This is a genomic window from Cupriavidus phytohabitans (assembly GCF_017815025.1).
In the GTDB taxonomy this organism is placed as follows: Bacteria; Pseudomonadota; Gammaproteobacteria; order Burkholderiales; family Burkholderiaceae; genus Cupriavidus.
In genome coordinates this window covers 1-21,332 of sequence record NZ_JAGIQB010000071.1, presented here as the reverse complement: position 1 = coordinate 21,332, position 21,332 = coordinate 1, and the positions used below count along the sequence as shown (strand labels likewise).

The 21,332-nt window shown below is 62.8% G+C and carries 13 protein-coding genes, 1 tRNA gene and 2 pseudogenes; 11 read left to right on the top strand and 5 right to left on the bottom strand.

What is annotated here, in order from left to right; all coding sequences use genetic code 11:
• From J8I34_RS30495 to J8I34_RS30475, 5 genes are all read left to right on the top strand, one after another.
• Positions 1-249 (top strand): hypothetical protein (locus J8I34_RS30495; protein ID WP_209778155.1); only part of this gene is annotated, 249 nt, incomplete at its 5' end.
• Between the two features lie 280 nt (positions 250-529).
• A tRNA-Ile gene (locus J8I34_RS30490) sits at positions 530-617 on the top strand.
• Between the two features lie 171 nt (positions 618-788).
• Complete coding sequence (locus J8I34_RS30485; protein ID WP_209778158.1) at positions 789-3,638, top strand: ankyrin repeat domain-containing protein; 2,850 nt, start codon at positions 789-791, stop codon at positions 3,636-3,638.
• 325 nt (positions 3,639-3,963) lie between these two features.
• A complete protein-coding gene (locus J8I34_RS30480; RefSeq protein WP_029050350.1) occupies positions 3,964-4,200 on the top strand; it encodes a hypothetical protein in 237 nt (78 codons plus the stop codon).
• A complete protein-coding gene (locus tag J8I34_RS30475) occupies positions 4,197-4,631 on the top strand; it encodes a type II toxin-antitoxin system VapC family toxin (RefSeq protein ID WP_209778160.1) in 435 nt (144 codons plus the stop codon). Before J8I34_RS30480 ends, J8I34_RS30475 begins: the two co-directional genes overlap by 4 nt.
• A gap of 809 nt (positions 4,632-5,440) precedes the next feature.
• Here J8I34_RS30475 and tnpC read toward each other — a convergent pair.
• The 5 genes and pseudogenes from tnpC to J8I34_RS30450 form a co-directional block, all read right to left on the bottom strand.
• Positions 5,441-6,235, bottom strand: a pseudogene (gene tnpC, locus J8I34_RS30470) (IS66 family transposase); the annotation flags it as partial.
• Entirely contained in the window at positions 6,231-6,401 is a 171-nt protein-coding gene (locus tag J8I34_RS30465) for a hypothetical protein (RefSeq protein ID WP_209778163.1), read from the bottom strand. The pseudogene tnpC and the gene J8I34_RS30465, both read right to left, overlap by 5 nt.
• Positions 6,402-7,123: 722 nt before the next feature.
• A pseudogene (locus J8I34_RS30460) lies at positions 7,124-8,528 on the bottom strand (ISNCY family transposase).
• Between the two features lie 264 nt (positions 8,529-8,792).
• The gene (locus tag J8I34_RS30455; RefSeq protein ID WP_209807914.1) at positions 8,793-9,830 is read right to left on the bottom strand and encodes a nucleotidyl transferase AbiEii/AbiGii toxin family protein; all 1,038 of its coding nucleotides are present in this window, start codon (positions 9,828-9,830) and stop codon (positions 8,793-8,795) included.
• Entirely contained in the window at positions 9,823-10,416 is a 594-nt protein-coding gene (locus J8I34_RS30450; RefSeq protein ID WP_209778435.1) for a DUF6088 family protein, read from the bottom strand. Before J8I34_RS30450 ends, J8I34_RS30455 begins: the two co-directional genes overlap by 8 nt.
• Before the next feature lie 290 nt (positions 10,417-10,706).
• On the opposite strand from J8I34_RS30450, the gene imuA reads away from it, so the two are divergent.
• From imuA to ku, 6 genes are all read left to right on the top strand, one after another.
• Positions 10,707-11,411 (top strand): translesion DNA synthesis-associated protein ImuA, encoded by a 705-nt coding sequence (gene imuA / locus J8I34_RS30445; RefSeq protein ID WP_209807906.1) that lies wholly within the window; start codon positions 10,707-10,709, stop codon positions 11,409-11,411.
• Positions 11,338-12,801 (top strand): Y-family DNA polymerase, encoded by a 1,464-nt coding sequence (locus tag J8I34_RS30440; protein WP_209807904.1) that lies wholly within the window; start codon positions 11,338-11,340, stop codon positions 12,799-12,801. Before imuA ends, J8I34_RS30440 begins: the two co-directional genes overlap by 74 nt.
• 5 nt (positions 12,802-12,806) lie before the next feature.
• The gene (locus J8I34_RS30435) at positions 12,807-15,959 is read left to right on the top strand and encodes an error-prone DNA polymerase (RefSeq protein ID WP_209807903.1); all 3,153 of its coding nucleotides are present in this window, start codon (positions 12,807-12,809) and stop codon (positions 15,957-15,959) included.
• A gap of 1,501 nt (positions 15,960-17,460) precedes the next feature.
• A complete protein-coding gene (locus J8I34_RS30430; protein WP_029050178.1) occupies positions 17,461-17,682 on the top strand; it encodes a DUF2188 domain-containing protein in 222 nt (73 codons plus the stop codon).
• A gap of 120 nt (positions 17,683-17,802) precedes the next feature.
• Complete coding sequence (gene ligD / locus J8I34_RS30425; protein WP_209807900.1) at positions 17,803-20,340, top strand: DNA ligase D; 2,538 nt, start codon at positions 17,803-17,805, stop codon at positions 20,338-20,340.
• Positions 20,341-20,371: 31 nt separating this feature from the next.
• Entirely contained in the window at positions 20,372-21,265 is an 894-nt protein-coding gene (ku, locus tag J8I34_RS30420; protein WP_209807898.1) for a non-homologous end joining protein Ku, read from the top strand.
• Positions 21,266-21,332 lie beyond the last annotated feature (67 nt).

Sequence of the window (21,332 nt, the reverse complement as noted above, 5' to 3'; positions counted from 1 at the left end):
CTGGTTGAATCATTTTCTGGCCTTCAAGTTTCACGACCGCAAATTCTACTTCCGTACCGTTACTGCGACAGAACCCCGGAAGCGACGCTGGCGTCCACGATTGCGGATGACAGCGGGGCAGCCATGTCATATGGAATCACCCAGCTCCTGCGTGGCGCTCGGGTAAGCTCGATCGTCTTTACCAAAACGGGCGTCATGGAGCGCCTGACAGCGATCTCCACAGAGTCGTTTTGCTTGTTCAAGGGATAGATTGCCGCCCAACCAGGGGTGCCAGAGGAAAAACGCAAGTTCTGCCAGAACTTGTCGGCGCTGGCAGCCAACCTCGGTGACGGCCTCGGACTTAGCCTCTGAGTTCGGCCGTAGTTGGTCGATGCGAAAGTGGAAATCGTTCCTCTGGCCGAAATCTGCGGGTGGGCCCGCGGCCACGCGTGGCAGGAGACTAGATGGAGGACTCGATCGATCACTACAAATCGAGAAGCGGCAATGGCGACTGTGCGAACTTCAGGGTAAAATCTCGCGCGCCGCTACAGGGCCGGACGCCGTGTCGGTTGCAGGCAGCGGACTCATAATCCGCCGGAGATCTCCCACCGTGGGTTCGAATCCCACCCGGCCCACCAGACTTGCTCTTGAGCCCTCCCTTCTTCGAATTGATGGCCGCGCAACCGCAGAAGCCCTGAAGAGGCCCCGCGGAGCGCGGCTCGCGAGGGTGATGAAGCGAGGGTCCAACCAGACCGAACTACAATAGCCGCTTTGATGAACGCTCGAGGCTGCCCCGCCTCCGCTCGGCTATGAAGATTCTCGAATACGTCGGTCTTGACGTCTCCCGCGTCAAAGGCGCTTACCGCAAAGTCACCGAAGCGATTTCCCGCGACGACTTCCGAGCCGCGCAAGTCAAGAAGCTGTCCAGCCTCACGCACGGCAAGTTCTACCGGGCCCGGCTGGATGACGCCAACCGGCTGCTGTTCTCGCTGGTGCGCCACGACGGCCAGACCTGCGCGCTGATGCTTGAGGTGATCGAGAATCATGATTACCGGAACAGTCGTTTCCTGCGCGGCACGGAGATTAACGAGAACAAGATTCCCGAGATCGATGCAGCCGAAGCGGCGCGTGCGGCCGAGCCTGTGCGGTACCTGCATCCCACACGCACCGACATCCACTTACTGGACAAGCCGATCTCCTTCGATGATACGCAGGAAGCTGTCTACCGTCAGCCATCCCCGCTCGTCGTGGTCGGGTCCGCCGGCAGCGGCAAGACCGCGCTGACCCTGGAAAAGCTTAAGCAAGCGGAGGGCGCGACGCTGTATGTCACGCATTCCGCCTATCTGGCGCGCAATGCGCGCGATCTCTACTACGCCAATGGTTTTGAGCATTCCAACCAGGAGGCGGATTTCCTCTCCTACCGCGAGTTCATCGAATCGATCCGCATGCCGGAGGGCCGCGAGGCGGGATGGCGCGATTTTGCCCAGTGGTTCGAGCGACAGCGCCACAGTTTCCGCGATATTGACGGCCACCAGGCCTTCGAGGAAATCCGCGGTGTTATCGCTGCCGCGGCGCAAGGCGTACTTGAACGCGATACCTACATGGCCCTTGGGGTGCGTCAGTCCATTTTCGCCGCGGATGTGCGCGGGCGCCTCTACGACCTGTTCGAGAAGTATCGTGCGTGGCTTTCGGACAATGGCCTGTATGACCTCAACCTGGTGGCCCACGCGTGGCAGCCGCTGGCGAGCCCGAGCTACGATTTCATCGTGATCGACGAGGTCCAGGACTTGACCATGGTGCAGCTGGCGCTGGTGCTCAAAACGCTTAGGAAACCCGGCCAGTTCCTCCTGTGCGGCGACTCCAACCAGATAGTGCATCCGAATTTCTTCAGCTGGAGTCAGGTCAAGGGCCTGTTCTGGCATGATCCACAGCTCGCCGAGCAGCAGACGTTGCGTGTGCTCACTGCGAACTTTCGCAACGGCAGCGAGGCGACGCGCGTTGCTAACAGACTGCTCAAGGTCAAACACCGCCGGTTCGGCTCGATCGACCGCGAGAGCAACTTCCTTGTCGACGCGGTAGGCGGTGAAGCAGGCCAGGTCTCATTGCTACCGGACAAGGATAACGTCAAGCGAGAGCTTGACCAGCGCATCCGTCAGTCGACGCAGTGTGCCGTACTTGTGTTGCGCGACGAGGACAAGGCCGAAGCGAGAAGGCATTTTTCCACGCCCCTGCTGTTTTCCATCCATGAAGCGAAGGGGCTGGAATACGACAACATTGTGCTTTACCGCTTCGTCTCTGATCATCGCAGTGAGTTTGCCGATATCGCCGAAGGCGTCGACAGACAAGACCTCGCTGCGGACACGCTCACCTACCGCCGCGCCAGGGACAAGAGCGACAAGTCGCTGGAGGTCTACAAGTTCTTTGTCAATGCGCTCTACGTGGCGATGACGCGCGCCGTCAAGAATCTGTACCTAATTGAATCCGATACCGCGCATCCACTATTCGCATTGCTCGAACCGGCGCAAGGAGGGCAGGCTAAGGTCGAGACGCGGCAAGCCACGCTCGAGGACTGGCAGAAGGAAGCGATAAAGCTCGAGCTGCAGGGCAAGCAGGAGCAGGCCGACGCCATCCGCCGCAGCATCCTGAAGGAAGTGCCACCTCCATGGCCGGTATTCGACCAGACCAGGCTGCAGGAGTTGCTGCTCAAGGTGTTCCGAGAGCAGGTGCCGGGCGCCAAGCCCAAACAGCAACTCTATGAAATTGCCGCGAGCCATGACGAGCCGGTACTCGCCGCACGGCTGGTGCACGAGGCCGCCTTCGCCGCCGCCCAGCATTTCTCGAAACAACGAAGCGGCCTGGCTCGCAAAAGCCTTGCCGCGTATTTCGCCGGTAATTTCAAGGAAATCCTGCGGCAATGCGAACGGCACGGCATTGAGCACCGTCTGCCGATGAATCAGACGCCGCTTATGGCGGCGGCCGCCGCCGGCAACGTTGCACTGGTGGAGGCCTTGCTGGAACGTGGCGCGGATCGCGAGAACATCGACCACTACGGCCGCAACGCTTTGCACTGGGCCATGCTGGAAGCCTTTCGCGATCCCCGCTTCGCCGCCGGACCCTTTGCAGCGCTCTACGAATTGCTGGCGCCAGCGAGTGTTGACGTCAATACCGGAGCGCGGCTGGTGCGCATTGACCGACATCTGTCCGAATATTTCCTGTTCCAGACGATGTGGGCAATGTTCAAGTCGCGCTTCACCCACCACCAGCGCCGGCCCTATGGCGCTTTCGAAACGCAAGCGCTGCTAGCGGCCTGGCAGCACCTGCCTGCCAATGTGGTGCGCCCGGAGCGCAACAAGCGCACGCATCTGTCTGGCGTGCTGTCGAGGAACGAGGTGGGGCGCGACTACGCGTACAACCGGATGCTTTTCAAGCGCTTCGAACAAGGCTGGTATCAGTTCAACCCCGCGCTGTCAGTACGACGCCGGGAAGGGGGGCAAGAGGTCTGGGCGCCGATCTACGAGGCCCTCAACCTGCCGCTGATCAATGAGTTCGCCTGGGATGCTGTCTGGCCGCGTATCGACACCTACCTGGCACTGGCCGGCCTGCCTGAGCGCAACGACCCGATCGCCGCCAAGCGTCTGGCCACCGCGCGCGCAACATGATCGCTCGCGGTGTTTTTGTATGGCCGTACAGGTCTGGGCTGACTGTTCGGTGCCGAACTGACGTCAGCGCAGACCGCCAGAAAATGCGGCGGTGACTTTCTACTGATCTACCGCCTCGACGACGATAGTCTTATCTTCGTTCGGGCCGCAAGCATCGAGGCGGCGGCCGCTTCGCACGCTCGGCTAGACTTGCATCTGGAAATCCACCACCGAGGGGAAATCATGACGCACAAGCGCAAGTGCGGCAGGCCGGCCCGTGACAGCAAAGGCCGCTTCAAGCGGGAAGCGATGGCGATATAATGGCGGCATGTCAAGAGGGGTAGCCATGTTGCCAGCCAAGATTATCGAACGCGCACGCAAGGGCGCGCCGGACATGCCGGAGAAGCCCCGGTCGGTGAGCGTGACGCTGCCGGCTGGAGCAGACGCAGTGCATATCCATTGCACCGTGAACCTCAAGAAGCTCGCGGAGATGCGGCGCGGTCTGCCGCGTCCGCGCGTCGCGCGCGCCGGCGAGGTCGGGGTCATGGAGTCCGTGCGACGCATGCGTGACGGTGAGGAATGACGACTGTTGTCATTGATGCTAGCGTCGCGCTGGGGTGGTTCCTGCCGTCCGACAACGAGGAAATGCTGCGCTATAGCGCGTCCGTGCATGATGCGATTGCGGTCGGCACGATCAGGGCAGCGGTGCCGAACATCTTTTTCGTGGAGTGCTCGCACAAGCTGCTGAGACATGGCAGATCGGCGCGGTGGGGCGAGGAAAAGGTTGCGCAGTGCGCGGCCTATATCCAGGCCACCATCAGCGAAATCGTCGCAGAGTACTACCCGATGGAAGCGATGGTGCGTCGCGCGCACGAATTCCATTTGCAGGGATACGACAGCCTGTATTTCGTGGTGGCCCGCGTCAATGACTGGCAGATTGCCACGCTGGACAAGGGCATACTTACCGCATGCAGACGGTTCGGCGTCGAGACATGGGCGCCGGCTAGCGTATGAGAGAAAGCCCCGGATCATGGGGCTTTGCCATATGCGTATCTGGCGGACGGCATCGCGGTAACGTGCTCCCCCCCACTGGCGGGCGCTTGAGCAGTTTCGCCGCTGCGGCAACACATAGACGTTGCCCGGGACGAGCGCTAGACGCGGCATCATGCAATTGTGCATCGGTTTGCACAATATTGTTCCTGCGGGTCGCCCGCCAGCTGGCCGTTTCCGAGGCGCTGGGAACAATTTTATGCCAAGGAATTTTGCAGAACATTGTTCCTCCGACCGACGTTAGGAGTAATTTTGTTCCTTTGCCAACGGCTCGAGCCGTTGCTGGCCGGCACGCTACGGATTGCGAAGCCGGTGACGGTTGCCGTCAGGGAGTGCCGCGCGATTACTGTGCCAAGTCGGGGCCACGCGGGCGGGGTGGGTGGGGGCTACTGCCATGCTCTGGCCGCCTCGAAGGCTCGTCCATCAGCCGGGCCCATGGAGCCAGGAACAAGATTCTGCACAAACCGGGAACAAATTTCTGCAAACCGCCGGCCGACTATCGGATTCCCAGTAACGATAGCTATCATTGAGCACAACGATTGTTATGCGACAAAGCGGTAATGTCCGGTTTTAGCAAAGCAGAAATGTCCGCCTGAGGCGCTCTTCATGGTATTCAGCCTGCCCGGTTGAATGCAGAGAGAACGCCAGGCGATGGCTAAATCCGAGGTCATTACAGTCAGCATGCGAGAGTTAGACAGGCTCAAGACCGTCCAGGCGATCGTGGATGGTCAGTTGCGGCCCGGCGTGGCCGCCGAACGGTTGCACTGGTCGACATACAGCGTTAGTGCGGCCCACTGATTCAATGCGTAATTGATGGCCTTCGCGGTATCGCTTTTGTGCGACACCGTGCTGAGTGTCGAGCGCAACCACGTTTCAAAGGCATCCAGTAAGGGCCGCGCCCGTTCCCGTCGGACGCGTCTTCGCTCGTCTGGTGGCTTGCCGCGGATCTCGGTCTCGATCGCGTACAGTTCGCCGATCCGGCGCAATGCCTCGGTGTTGACCTCGTTCCTGCGAGCCAGGTACAGGTCATGGAATTTGCGTCTTGCGTGAGCGACGCATCCGGCCTCTCGCACGTCACCTCTCTCATAGATGGCGTTGTAGCCCGCGAACGCATCAGCCTGCAGGACTCCCCTGAAGCCCTTCAAGTGGGCTTGCGGATATTCTCCCGAGCGACTGGGGCTGTATGCGAACCAGGCGGCCGGCGCGTCCGTCGAGCCGGCCGGCCGGTCATCACGCACATAGGTCCAGAGCCGGCCTGTCTTGGTCTTGCCATTGCCCGGTTCGAGCACCGGGACCGGCGTGTCGTCGGCCTGGATCTTCGAGGCCGCCATCACGTACTGTCGAATGGCATCGACCAGAGGGCGCAGCAGTGCGCTGGCCTGGCCGACCCAATCGGCCAGCGTCGATCGGCTCAACTCGACACCATCTCGTGCGTATATCACTGACTGACGGTACAGCGGGAGATGGTCGCAGAACTTGCTAACCAGGACATGGGCGAGCAGGCCGGGACCCGGCATACCGCGATCAATGGGACGGCTGGGCGCGGCCGCCTGGACGATGCAGTCACAGCATCAGGGTCTGCGCCGCGGCGAACTCTTGCTGCTGCCAGCCGACGCCATCAAGAGCAGCTATGACCGCGAACTTGGCCGCACACGGTACTGGCTGAACATCCGGCAAAATGGAGCGTTTTGATGCTGGGTTTCGAGTAACGGCTGTCGCTGCCAACGTCTTCATACTCCCATTCGGTCAGGCAAATTCCCGTCAGCGACGCAACGGCGGGCCTGGAGGTTCGTGAGTCTGCGTAATCAGCCTGTCGCCACGCGCAGCAACGAGGACCGGTGGCAGACCGGACTGGCGTTCGTGACGTCGGTGGTCACATGGCTGTCGAAGTCGGCGGACGCGAAGATGCGACAGATCGAGGCGCGGATCCGTCAAGGTCGGAGAGCGCGTCATCCAGCGCATTCGCCTGGAATGACCGATCCGCATGCTCATACAGGTTCTCGATGTACCGCAGCCGGACGGTCTGCGTGGACGTTGCCCATTGAGCACCCGCGATGAGCAGCCAGACTGTGGCCCAGTACCTGGGCGTGTGGTTGCTGTCGACCAGCGCAACCCCCTGGAGCGCCCGCGGCACGGCGGCGGCGCTGACCTGAACGAACATAAAACCCACAACAAAACGCAACGGCGAAAGATACCATAAAAGCACTTTTCCGTTGCGGTACCTGAAGTCTCCATGCCGTCCTACACGCAACACTTCAGAACATACCAACTGTCCAGGCAAAGTTGAAATGTCCGGGCGCCAGCAAAGTTAAAATGTCCGGTCAGGCTTCAACTTGCTTGGTCAGTTTTCCGGGTTTCCCGTAAGGCGGTGGTGCTGGCCTGACACGATTGAATCTAGCTCAGGGTGAAGCTGTCATGCCGGCGGAGCGGATTTGAATTCCAGTAGCAAGCTGGGTTCAGTTCTCGGTGCCGTTAAGCGGCCACGGCTGCTGCTGTAAGCGTTGCAGAGCTTCCAACATATCGTTCTGGCCCAGCGACCGTTGCGACTTCTTGCCGGGCGGCCGTCCACGCTTGCGGGGAACTCCCTCCGTTCCAGGCAGAGATAGTGACCGTGTGTTGTCGCGCTTTTCCTGAACAAACTGCGCAATCTGCAACACAGCTCCGAGCCGCTTGTTGTCCACAATCGCGCCCTGATCGATCTCCGATAGCCGGTCGTAGATGGTATAGGGCAGGGCAGCGCCGTTCGCGCGTGGCTCGATCCTGCCGTCCGGATAGTGATAGACATCGATATAGCGACCGGCCAGTTTCCGATGCTCGGGTGTATCCGCCAGCAGATAGAGGATTTTGTCGTACTGGATCGTCAGGCTTTTGGATACGCAGCGCGGTTCGCGCCAGGTGAAGATCAGTTTCAGGTTCTCGTCTGGACGCAGTGGCCGATGGGCGTTGTGGTCATTGCGCGGCGCCTTGGCGAATCGTGCGTTGTAGTCTGCGATGAATTCGGGCATGAAGGCGTTGGCGGCCTCCATAGTGCTGACGCCACGCAACCGCAGTTCCTTGACCAAGCGGTCCTGCAGGGTCTGGTGGGCCCGTTCGACGCGGCCCTTGGCTTGGCTGCTGTTGGCGCAGATGCCCTCAATGTTCAGCTCAAATAGGGCCCGGGCAAACTGGGTATGTCCGTCGCCGCCGGCCGCGTTCGGCTTGTTGACGCGGAATACGCTCGCCTTGTCGCTGTAAAACGCCACCGGCTTGCCGTGGCGCTCCATCCAGATAGGCACGCGTCGCCGCAAAGTATGTGAACGTGGATTCCGAATGAGTGAAGCGCAGTTCCATGATCCGGCTGGTGGCATCGTCGACATAGACCAGCAGCGTGCAGGCTGGCGCGCGTTCCTCAAACCAGCGGTGATCGCTGCCGTCGATCTGGATCAGTTCGCCATAGCAGGCGCGGCGGTTACGAGGCTGGTAGACCTTTGGTGGCCGCTGCTTGCGTGGCACCCACAGTCCGGCCACCGTCATCAGCCGGCGAATCGTTTCCTTGGACAGCGTCAGCCCATGACGCTCGCGCAGCTTCTCGGCGGCCAGGGTCGGGCCAAAGTCAGCGTAATGCTCGCGGATCAGGTCAAGCGCTGCGGCCTCACGATCGGCCGATAGGCGGTTGTTGGCGGGCCGGCCGCGCTTGCGGGAGACCAGTCCAGACGGTCCTTCCTGCCGATAGCGCTCCAGCAACCGCCGGAACTGCCGGTCGGTGATCTGCAACCGTTCTGCGGCCACGCCGGGCCGCAACTGACCATCCACGACCGCCTGGACGGTCTTGAGCCTGTCTAACTCTCGCATGCTTACTGTAATGACGTCGGATTTAGCCATCGCCTGGCGTTCTCTCTGCATTCAACCGGGCAGGCTGAATACCATGAAGAGCGCCTCAGGCGGACATTTCTGCTTTGCTAAAACCGGACATTACCGCTTTGCTGCTACAAATTCGTTGCGCATAATAAAAATTATGTTAAATGTACTTTCATACGTGAAAGTAGCTGACTGTTCGCGATCGCTGATTTCTTTGTAAAGCCGTCGTCTGCGGGCGTTGAAAGTGCGCTCCTGAGCAGAAATCGCGGCAGCAAGCCCGCCTTGTCGCTAGCCGTTGATGGTTCGTTCCAGGTTCTCGACCCTTGCAAGAACATCTTCGAACGAAGGCGGGTTCTCATCGAACATCATTGGCGCCATCGCCCGGTAGTCAATGCGCAGATCCTTGATGCGCGTCGTGTTCGGGATGAGCTGTAAGGTGCCGGGCTTTGCAAGGTCGTAACGCGCCCAGCTCGACCGAAAGAATGTTGCTTTGTGCGTGACGACTTGTGCGAGCAGGCCGAAGTCGGTTGCGGCCTGCTTCCCTTCCTCGGTGTCGAACAGCATGGCGAGGTCGTAATAGTGCCGCGAAAAATACTGTGGCGTCGGCGTCTCCATTGGGCGGTGTGCTTCCGCATGCAATGCGGTGGCCTTTTCCCAAAAAGTGCGCCGCGCTGACAGGACGGTCACCGTACAGGTGGAGTCTTCGAAGAAGCTGGGATAGTCCTCCGCCGCGTAAGGGCGAATCACTCGCTGCTCGGTCGGCCAAGGATCACCGCGTGCGCCAAGTTCGAGCTTTACCCGCGGGGTGATATAAGCCATGCCCTCGTATTCGGAGGCCTGTAGTGCGGTCGGATAATGGAAGTTCACCGTCTGCGCGTCGGCGTTGTCGATCTCCAGGAACCACCGCCCCTGGCTCGGCTCGCCCAGTTGCTCGACGATTGCGGCGCGAAGCGAGGGTAGCAGCTTCTGGGCAATATGGTCCTCAACATCGCCTATCAGTTCTTTGATGAGCTGGTTCGCTTGCTTCCCGCTGATTCCCTTCATTTCTGGATCGCGGTCGCCCGTGTAGCCGAGGTCGGCTCGATCGAAGGACAGATCGATATCCTCGGAGAAGCGGCGGATGGCGCCAAACGCCTTGGATAGCGATGTTCCGCCTTTGAAGACGAGGGCCGCAGCGTCCTGGCGCTGCAGGCCGAACAGTCGCTTTAACGTCCAGCAGACCCAGAAGTCCTTTTCGATGATCGTATTGGCGACCCCTCGACCGGCGCCAGTTTCGCCAAAGAGAGCGGCTCGATCATCCGCTGGAAGCTTGGCGACTTTATCCATCGATCTCACCCGTTGCCGCGTTAGCAATCGATACGAGGGTCGGTCGCATCCAGGCGGGCGCCTGGATCGCGGTGGATGCGAGCGTCCGCTTGTCGCTGGCCGACAGACGACTCGCTGCGACTTGCACAACGTCCGCCGCACGGACGGGCCCCACATGACGAAGCGCCTGAAACACGGTGCCCGCCGCACTGCCCGGCGCAATCAAATGCTTGGGCGAAGCATGCCGCAGATCGACGACGCGCTTGCCGAGCACGACACGGCGAGAGGGGCCGTTGGTCAGATAGGTCGTTTTCGCCGGAACCTGCGTGGTCAGCCCCAAGACATTTGCCGCGCGTGCGCCGGCGATCTGTACCTGAGATCCGGTCTCCCGCGCGAGTGCCTGCGCCACGTCATCAGGCGCTGGAGAAAGCGGGCCAAGCTTCGGGTGAAGCTTGGGAAAGTCGTACAGGCCTCGCGCCAAACGACGGAGCTTTCCGCCTTTCGTCAACCGTGAAAGAGCCTGGTCAACGGCTGCCCTACCTCCTACGTCCAGGAAGTCACTGGGGGTGAAAACGCCCCCACGTCCGGCAGCGTGGGCGCGTCTCATGATCTGGTCCGGGATGGATGGTGTGGTCGCTTTCATAAGTCAGAAATTAACCTATTTTTTTCTGACATACAAGCGTTGCCGTGGAAGAGCTTAACTGTGAAATTTACCGCACATGTTGCGGGATAAAATGCAGCATTCTGCGCAAATTAAGCGAGATGGCAGGATTTCAATCATGGCTTCGGATTCAAAATCCCCCACTCTCCGGCGCTCCCAATTAGCGTGGAAAGGCACCCGTTTTTGTACAGGTGACCACTGTATAAATATACAGTAGACTGTAACCAGGAGCCCTCATGCTGACAGTCGCCCCCGAATCCATCCATCCCTCGCTCTGGCTCGCCTCACAGCTAGCCCGCGGCTACGCGCGCGCCGTGTCGACTGGACATCCCTCGCTGGACCGCGAATTGCCCGGCGGCGGCTGGCCGATCGGCGGCCTGACGGAACTGCTTCAGCGCCAGCCCGGGATCGGTGAACTGCGCCTGCTCCGCCCTGCCCTGGCAGCCCGGTGCGGACGCCCGATCGCGCTACTGACGCCACCGCACGCCCCGCAAACGCTGGCGCTCGCCAGCTGGGGCATCCCGCCGGAACAACTGCTCTGGGTCGACGCCGAGCGCACGGCCGACGCCCTGTGGGCCGCCGAACAGATGCTGCGCGCCGGTACCTGTGGCGTCCTCATCCTCTGGCAGTCGCACCTGCGCAACGACGCCCTGCGGCGGCTGCATATGGCCGCTCAATCGTCGGACACGTTGTTCTTCGTGGTGCGCCCAAGCGCCTGCGCACGGGACGCCTCGCCCGCGCCGTTGCGACTGGCGTTGGAGCCGGCGGCCAGCGGCGTCCGGGTCCAGTTCGTGAAGCGCCGCGGGCCACAGCAGGAGTCGCCATTGCTTCTGACGCTGGAACCCTCCCCCATTTTGCTGTACCGCCATGCTGCGCCTCTGGATCTGCCTGCGCCTGCCGTGCCTGCCGCTCGAAGTCTTTCGTCCGAGCTGGTCCACTGAGCTGGCCGTCGCTGTCATCGAGCGCGAACGCGTGCACTTGGCCTCGCCACTGGCGGTCAGTGCCGGCGTCAAGCTGCAGATGCGCCGCGGCGGCGTGCAGACCATCGCGCCCCAGACCATTCTGTACGAGCGGGACGCCTGTGCCGAGGCAGCGGCGCAGGCGCGCGTCACCATGGCAATGCTGCAGTATTCGCCGAACGTGGTGGCGGCCGACGAGGCCGCTGTCATGATCGACGTCAGCACCACGCTTCGGCTCTTTGGCGGGCCGCGCAAGCTACGCGGCCGGATGCGGGCAACCGTACAAGCGATGGGGTTCAGCGCCGTCGCGGGCTGCGCGCCAACGGCACAGGGCGCCTGGCTGCTGGCCCGCGCCGGGGGCGGCACTTCCCTGAGGATGCCTTCGCTGCAGCGTCGGATCGCTGGCTTGCCGGTAGACGTTCTACCCGAGGCGCGCCCGTTCACCGAATGGCTCGATGGCCTCGGCTGCCGCATCCTGGGCGATCTGCGCCGGCTGCCGCGCGCCGGCCTGCAGCGACGATGCGGCGGCGACATCGTCGCGGCGCTGGACCGGGCGCACGGCGAAGCCCCGGAAATCTTCACCTGGGCCGAGGCGCCGCCCGCCTTCGATGCTGCGGTGGACCTGCCGGACCGGATGGAGAACGCCGAGGCAGCCCTGTTGTATGTCCGCGGGCTACTGGTGCAGCTGGTGGGCTGGCTGACCGCGAGGCACCTGGCGATTCGCCGCTTTGGCGTCGAACTGCGCCATGAGCGCGGCCCCGCCGCCGTTGCGCCCACCAGGCTCGAGATCGCGCTCGCCGAGCCCAACTGGCATGAAGAGCATCTCGTGCGCCTGGTGAAGGAGCGGCTGGCCCGCCTCACCGTTGAGGCCCCGATGATCGCGGTGGCGCTGTCCGCGCTCGAAACCGAACCGGTCGCACCGCCCAGTGATTCGCTTTTTCCCGAGCCCGGCGGCACGCCCGCTGACCATGCACGCCTGCTGGAGTTGCTAGTCGCGCGTCTGGGCGCCGATCACGTGCGTCTGCCCTGTCTGCAGGCCGACTACCGGCCCGAGGTGGCCAATGGCTGGCAACCGGCGACCGAGAAGCCCGTGCGGTCGCCACTGCCGGCGGCCCTGCCCCGCCCGACCTGGCTGCTCGGCAAGCCGGTACCGCTGCTTGAGCGCGACCACCGGCCGTTCTATGGCTCGCCGCTGCATCTGGTCTCGCCGCCAGAGCGCATCGAAGCGGGATGGTGGGGCGGTGAGCTGGTCACGCGCGACTACTACGTGGCCGAGGCGCGCGACCACACCTGCTACTGGATCTTCCAGGAACGCATGGGCAGCCGCGAGGGCGACGCGGCGCGCTGGTACCTGCACGGCCTCTTCGGCTAATCGGGATGGAAGCGATCACCGGCGCAGGCCTGCCCGCCTATGCGGAGCTGCATTGCCTGTCGAATTTCACCTTCTTGGCCGGCGCCTCCCGCCCCGAAGAACTGGCCGAGCGCGCCGCGCAGCTGGGCTATCACGCGCTGGCCATCACCGACGAATGCTCGCTCGCCGGCATCGTGCGGGCGCATATCGAGGCGAAGAAGGCGGGCGTTCGGCTGGTGGTCGGCGCTTCGTTCCGCCTGCAGAACGCCGGCGGCTCGCCCGCCCTGTCCTTCGTGGCGCTGGCCCGTAACCGCGAGGGCTACGGCAATCTGTGTGAACTGATCACGCTCGCGCGCATGCGGGCAGCCAAGGGCTCGTACGTACTGACGCCGCGCGACCTGGCCATGCCCGAAGCGCCGCACCAGCATTTGAAAGGCTTGCCCGACTGTCTGGTGGTTTTCACGCCGGACTACAACGCCCCGGTCGACAAACTCGAGGCCCAGGCTGCCTGGGTCAGCGCCACCTTTGCCGGGCGGGCCTGGATGGGATTGAGTTTGCTTTATCGACCGATGGATGACATGCACCGCGGCAACGTCGAAGCGGCCGCGGCCCGGCACCACCTGCGCCTCGTCGCCATTGGCCACGTCAACCTGCACGTGCGTTCGCGCAAGCCCTTGCACGACGTGTTGACCGCGGTCCGGATCGGGCGCCCGGTGTCGGCGTGCGGCTACCACCTCGCCCCCAACGCCGAGCAGCACCTGCGCTCGCGGCTGCGCCTGGCCAACATCTATCCCCACCGCTACCTGACCGAATCGGTACACATCGCCAACCTGTGCCAATTTTCGCTGGACGAACTGCGCTACGAATATCCCGACGAACTGGTACCGGACGGGGTCACGCCGGCGGAATACTTGCGCTCGGAGACCTTTGCTGGTGCCCACCGCCGCTTTCCGCACGGCATCCCGCTTGCTGTGCAGCAGCAGATCGAGCACGAGCTCGCCCTGATTCGCGAGATGTCGTATGAGTTTTACTTCCTGACCGTTTACGACATCGTCACCTTTGCCCGCTCTCAAGGCATTCTGTGCCAGGGCCGGGGTTCGGCGGCCAACTCGGCGGTCTGCTACTGCCTGGGCATCACCGAGGTCGACCCGGCGCGGGGCAACCTGCTGTTCGAGCGCTTCATTTCCAAGGAGCGTGGCGAGCCGCCCGACATCGATGTCGATTTCGAGCACCAGCGTCGCGAGGAGGTAATTCAGTATCTGTACCGCAAATACGGCCGCGAGCGCGCCGCGCTGACCGCCGCCGTGTTCACCTATCGGCCCCGCAGCGCGCTGCGCGACACCGGCAAGGCCCTGGGCATCGATCCGGCGATCGTCGACATGGTGGCGAAGTCCCACCACTGGTTCGATAGCAAGGGCGATCTGCTCAAGCGCTTCAACGAAAGCGGCGTGGATCCGGACGCGGAGTTGTCGCAACGATGGGCCAGCATGGCCGTGGCCCTGCTCGGCTTCCCGCGTCACCTGTCGCAGCATACCGGCGGCTTTGTGCTGTCCCGCGGCAAGCTGTCCCGCCTGGTGCCGATCGAGAACGCCGCCATGGCGGACCGCAGCGTGATCCAGTGGGACAAGGATGACCTCGATGCCCTGGGTTTGCTCAAGGTAGACGTGCTGGCGCTGGGTATGCTGTCAGCGGTGCGCCGAGCCCTAGACCTGGTGGCGCAGCAGCGTGGCGAGGCCTTTGCGTTGCAGGACATTCCCGCCGAAGACCCGGACACCTACGAGATGATCTGCAAGGCGGACACGGTTGGGGTCTTTCAGATCGAGTCCAGGGCCCAGATGTCGATGCTGCCGCGCCTGCGCCCGCGTACCTTCTATGACCTGGTGATCGAGGTGGCGATCGTGCGCCCGGGGCCGGTGCAAGGCGGCATGGTTCACCCTTACCTGCGACGGCGGCAAGGCTTCGAGCCGGTGACCTATCCGAGCGAGGCCATGAAGCAGGCCCTGTCGCGCACGCTCGGCGTGCCGATCTTCCAGGAACAGGTGATGCAGGTGGCGATGCTGGCGGCCGGCTTCACGGCGGGCGAGGCCGATCAGCTGCGCCGCGCGATGGCCGCGTGGAAACGCAAAGGGGGCCTGGACAAGTACTACGAGCGCATTGTCTCCGGCATGCTCGAGCGCGGCTATGGCCGCGAGTTCGCGGAAGGGATCTTCCGGCAGATTCAGGGCTTCGGCGAATATGGCTTCCCGGAAAGCCACGCAGCCAGCTTTGCGCTGCTGGTCTATGCCAGTGCCTGGCTCAAGTGCCATGAGCCGCAAGCCTTCCTCTGCGCGATGCTCAACAGCCAGCCAATGGGCTTCTATACGCCCTCGCAGCTGATCCAGGATGCCAAACGGCACGGCGTGGACGTACTGCCCGCCGATGTCGGGATCAGCGGCTGGGACTCATCGCTGGAAAGCCAGGCTGTCGACGCCCGCCCCGGAGTCAGGCTCGGCTTGTCGCTGCTGCGCGGCATGCGCAACGAAGCCGCGCAACGCATCGAGGAAGCGCGGGCGATTCGCCCGTTCGCATCGGTGCGAGACCTGGCCACGCGCGCGGGCCTGGACCGGCACGACGTGCAGGTGCTGGCCGCGGCCAATGCGCTGCACTCGCTCACCGGTGGCCGCCGCCAGGCGCTGTGGCAGGCTGCCGCCGCCGTGCCCGACAAGGATCTGCTGCGCCCGGCAGATCTCCCAGAGGATGCGCCCATCCTGTCGGCGCCCACGGAAGGCGAAGAGATTGTCAGCGACTACCGCGCCATGGGCCTGACGCTGCGCCGCCACCCACTCGCCCTGCTCCGTCCGATGCTAGCCGCGCGGCGCTTCGTGCCGGCTTCGACCCTGGCCACTTACCAAAGCCGTCAGGTCGCGCGTGGCGCCGGCATCGTGACGGTGCGCCAGCGGCCGGGCACCTCGAATGGCGTCGTCTTCATGACGATGGAGGATGAGACCGGGGTCGTCAATGTGATCATCTGGCCCACCGTGCTGGAGCGTTTCCGCAAGGAAATCCTGAGCGCGTCGTTGGTCGGCGTCTATGGGCAATGGCAGTGCGAGGGTGAGGTACGCCACCTGATCGCGCAACGCGTCGTGGACTTGTCGTGGATGCTGGGCCAGCTCGACACGCGGAGCCGGAACTTCTGCTGACCTACGATCCTTGACGACTCACCGCACCACGGCAGCGCTGCTGAGGGAGTTTTGCCATGTCAACGTCATTGACGCGGTTTGGGCTGATGAATCACCGGCTTCGTCGTTGAAACACACTTCATAGAACCACGGTTTAAACACTAAAGCGGATGCTAAGCCCATGGAACATCATCCAGCATGGAATGCGCGAGGCGGCTTTTTTTGCCTCGCCTTTACGGCCTCCCGGGATCCCCCGGTACCGGGAGGTTCTTTTCTGGGTTCCCCACCCGCACGCAACGCGTCGTGACTTATCGTGGACGCTGCGCCAGCTCGACACGAAGAGCCAGGACTTTTGCTAGCCGCGGGTCCTTGCAAATCAACCGCTTTGACCGCGCTAAACTGGCCTTAGGTTCAAGCGGGCCGATCCGGTCGGCGGGAAGCATGAAATTCCTCAACGTATCGAATCGCCTGCTCGCACTGTTCCAGCGACAAGGCGTGAATGCTCGGGGTCGCGACATCCATGCCAAGCGATGCAATGAGCCATTTCATGGCTGGATTTTACCGGACCGGGTCGCTGCTGCCTCCATGGGGACGGTATCTACGAGGGTTCTCCTGATGCGTTCACGGAAGTCGGAATCACTCAACATACTGAGTCTCCTGGCAGTTGCTCGTAGCGCTACGCGATGCGGTCAGTCTCGGGCGTCAGCGGAAGGCCTTAATTGAGACCGCGCTGCGCGACGAGGCAATGTATTGCCGTTGGCCGCGCCAGGATCACGGTCGGGACACGTCGCAGGCGTTGCATTAATCCTGGCGTGCGGAAAACCATCCCGCTGAGCTTACGCGCTCCGGAGGTGAGGGAAAAGCCTCGCTCACTTCTATGACGCGCTTGACGGGCGGGAGTCGCAGCTTGGACGGTAAGCATATCGATAGTGAGATCGCCAAATCCCCCCAGGTCGCTCCAGGCGCGTCGAACCCTGTACGCTAAGTGTTCTTCGCATGTGGCCCCAACCCAACAACAATTGGGCAGGTGGCTTGGGCGGCGGTGTTTAGCGAGATCTGCGCAACAATTGTCTCTATTTGCTGTCGCACTCGTTCCCTTCCTTCCATCACGCTACTGCGGGCATCTGCCAAGTGCTGCCGCTGCATCTGGAAGACATCCATGTCCGTTCCCCCTAGCGTTTCGGAAGCGGACCGCTTTCATACTAGGTCGGATCGATGGGCGTTGCTTGCTTCACTTTGAAATCCTTCTGTTGCGACGCCCTTGAGAGATATGAATATCCATCTCCACATTCGCCTCGCATTTCGAAACGCTAGCCGGTTGATGCGCTTTCCAGACCTCCTCGAATGAGGGGATGTGGCCATGCGTGGGTCATGGACGATGGCAAGCGACAGGTCTGCGAACTGCCTGTCGAAATTTGGAGCCCTTGGCAGGCAGGCCAAGGGCTTTCTTTTGTCGGACAGCGCCTGATAGCGACGCCTAATCGCCAGGCACAGACTGGCTCCATCACTTCAGGAGACAGCCATGCCCGGACAAGACATCCACGTGGTCCCGGCCGACGACCGCTGGGCCGTTGAGACCGAGGGCGGCCACGCCCGCGAGACATTCGACACCCAGGACGAAGCGATTGCGGCAGGCAGGGAGCGTGCCCAGCAGAAGCAGGTCGAGTTGTTTATCCACGGCCGTGACGGGCAGATTCGGGAGCGCAATTCGTTCGGCAACGATCCGCGCGACATCAAGGGATAGCCGATCGGGAAAAGGCCGCAACCGGTATGGTCTTTCAGTCCTTCGCGCTCAGGATAATCACCACAGAAGTTGGGCCGTGCCACTCGCCGGTGGAGCAGGAAGACGGAAAGGCATCATGCGATGGCGACGACCCAAGTGAGGGCAAGGACCAAGCGCCGCGGGACGGCGCCGTCGCCGGCGCTCGAGCGCTATGAACAGAAGCGCGACTTTAGCGTCACCCCTGAACCGGCCGCAGGGCGACAGCGTCGCAAGAAGCAAGCACGTCTGAGTTTCGTTATCCAGAAGCATTGGGCCCGACGCCTGCACTACGACTTCCGGCTGGAGTTCGATGGGGTGCTGCTCAGCTGGGCGGTGCCGAAAGGCCCCAGCTACGATCCTGCGGAAAAGCGCATTGCCGTCCATGTCGAGGACCATCCGCTCGACTATGCCAGCTTCGAGGGCGACATACCGCCCAAGCAATACGGCGCCGGATCGGTGATCGTATGGGATCGCGGCACCTGGGTGCCCGTTGGCGACCCCCGCGAGGGCATGGCCGCCGGCAAACTTCTCTTCGATCTCCACGGCCAAAAGCTCGCCGGCCGCTGGGAGCTGGTGCGCATCGCCAAGCCAGGCGACAAATCCGAGCAGTGGATCCTGTTCAAGAAGCGCGACGCGTGGGCACGCCCCTTGTCGGAGTTCGATGTGCTGTCCGCGCTGCCGGACAGTGTCATCGCCAAGCCGTTGGGCACGCTCAATGCGGACGATGGCGCCAACGAACCCGTCGCGGTCCTCGACGAGGACCCCACCAGCGCCATCAAGCGCGCGCCGCGCGCCCCGCTCCCGGCCAAACTCGAACCCCAGCTGGCCACGCTGTCGCCAACGCTCCCCACCGGCAGCGGCTGGATCATCGAGACCAAGTTCGACGGCTACCGCATCCTGACCCGGATTTCCGACGCCCGGGTCACACTCTTTACCCGCAATGGGCACGACTGGACCCGCAAGCTGCGTTCGCTGGCCGCGGAGATCGAGAAGCTCGACATCTCCGAAGGCTGGCTGGACGGCGAGATCGTCGTGCTGCGCGACGGCATGCCGGATTTCAATGCCCTGCAGAACGCCATGGACGGCCATCGCAATGAGGCCATCGTCTACTTTGCGTTCGACCTGCCCTACTGGGAAGGCCGCGACCTGCGCAACTTGCCGCTGGTGCAGCGCCGGGCAAAGTTGGCCACGCTAATCGCGGCCCACACGGAACGCGTGCGCTTTAGCGAGGCCTTCGACGCGCCGCCCGCACAGATGTTCCAAGCCGCCTGCCAGCTCGGTCTGGAAGGCCTGATGTTCAAGCGGGCAGACTCCCCCTATGTGTCGGCGCGCACCCCGAGCTGGCTGAAGGCCAAGTGCAAGCTGCGCCAGGAGTTCGTCATTGGCGGCTTCTCCGACCGTGAAGGCTCCCGCACCGAGATCGGCAGACTCTATCTGGGCGTCTACGCCGACGGCGAGTTGCGCTACACCGGCGGCGTCGGCACGGGCTGGGACAGCGCGGCGGCGACCGACCTGCGCCAGCGGCTCGCCAAACTGCAGGTCGACAAGAGCCCGTTCTCGACGGAAGCACGGGCCAGCCGTCGCTGGGGCGGCCGCCGCGATGCGGCGGTGCAATGGGTCAGGCCGACGCTGGTCGCCGAAGTTGAATTCTCCGAATGGACGCCCGAAGGCCAGGTTCCCCATGCTTCATTCAAGGGCCTGCGCACGGACCATGCCGCGAAGTCGATCCGGCGCGAGGCGGTGCAGACCGCGGTGACACCCCACGGCATGGCCGCCATCAAGGTCACCAATCCGGAACGTGTCATCGACAAGTCCGAAGGCATCACAAAGGTGGAACTGGTGCGCTATTACGAGAGCATCGCCAGGCGGATGCTGCCGCACCTGAAAGACCGACCCCTGTCGCTGGTGCGCCCCCCCGAGGGCATTGATGCCGCGACGTTTTTCCAGAAGCATGCCGAGACCGCGATGCCGGGCCTGACCGAGCAGCCGGCGTCGCTCTGGCCCGGACATGCGGCGTTATTGACAGCCGATTCACCCGAAGCGATTGTCGCGGCCGCTCAGATGAATGTGGTGGAATTCCACACCTGGAACTCCACCGCCCGCGACATCGACCATCCGGACCGTGTCATCTTTGACCTCGATCCCGGCGCAGGCGTCGCATGGGAGACGATGCTTGAGGCAGCCATGCTGGTGCGCGCGCTGCTGGACGAACTGGGCCTGCAGTCGTGGTTGAAGACGAGCGGCGGCAAGGGCCTTCACGTCGTGGTACACCTGGCACCCCGGCGCTCGTACGATGAGGTGAAAACCTTCTCGCGAGCCGCGGTCCAGCATCTGGCCGCTACCCTGCCCCAGCGCTTCACTGCGCGCTCCGGCGCCGCCAACCGCAAGGGAAAAATCTTCGTCGACTACCTGCGCAACGGCTTTTCGCAAACCACGGCTGCCGCGTTTTCGGCGCGTGCCCGGCCCGGGCTGGGGGTCTCGATGCCGGTGTCGTGGGAGCAGTTGCCGAAACTCAAGAATGGCGCCCAATGGACGATCCGTGACGCCCGCGAATACCTGAGCTTCCAGGTCGCGGACCCATGGGCATCCTATTGGGAAAGCCGCCAGACCTTAACTGACGCTATCGCACGGTTACGCTGACCCGTGCCGCAAACGCATTGTGGAGTCTCCCATGGCTGCCCGATCCCTCGCCTCCCTGTCCCTGTCGTTCGGTCTGGTGTCGATCCCGGTCAAGCTCTACACCGCCACCGAGGCCAGCGCCGCGGTGCGCTTCAATCTGCTGAGCAAGGAAGGCTCCCGGCTGAAGCAGCAGTACATCTCGGTGCAGACCCAGAAGGTGGTCGAGCGCGCCGACATGGTCAAGGGCTATGAATTCGAGAAGGACCGCTTCGTCATCTTTGCGCCCGACGAACTCAAGGCGCTGGAGGAAAGCGCCAGCCACATGGTCGACATCGTTGCCTTCATTCCCGAGCAAAGCGTGGATCCGCTGTACTTCGACAAGGCCTATTTCATCGCGCCCGACAAGCGCAGTGGCAAGCCTTACAGCCTGCTGCGCGAAGCCATGGCCAGGACGCGACGCTGCGCCATTGCCAAGTGGGCCGCCAAAGGCAAATCCCATATCGTGCAGATCCGCGCAGTCGAGGGCGGACTGGTGTTCCAGCAACTCCTGTTCGCCGACGAAGTGCGCAATATCGGGGAGCTGCATATCGATGCGGTGGCGGTCTCGGAGGCCGAGCTCAAGCTGGCGATCCAGCTGATCGACCAGGCTTCGGAGGACGAGTACGACCCGACCCAGTACAAGGACGAAGAGAAGGCCAGGGTCCTCGCCGCCATTGACGCCAAGATCGCCGGCAAGCAGATCGTGTCTCCGGAGCCGGCCGAGGTTGCCAGCGGTGGCGAGGTCATCGACCTGATGGATGCGCTGCGTGCGAGCCTGGGCAAGAAGACGGCGGCCACGAAAAGCAAGACCGAAGCAGAGGCGACGTCAGCGCGGCGGCAAAGCAAGCGCGCCGCGGCGCCGGCCGAGCCGACGCCGATACGACGCGCCGGCAAGAAATCAGCGTGAAGTCGGGGACACAGGCTTGGGTCCACTTGCCTCTTGCGCCAACTTGAGCAATGAATTAGGTCATAAA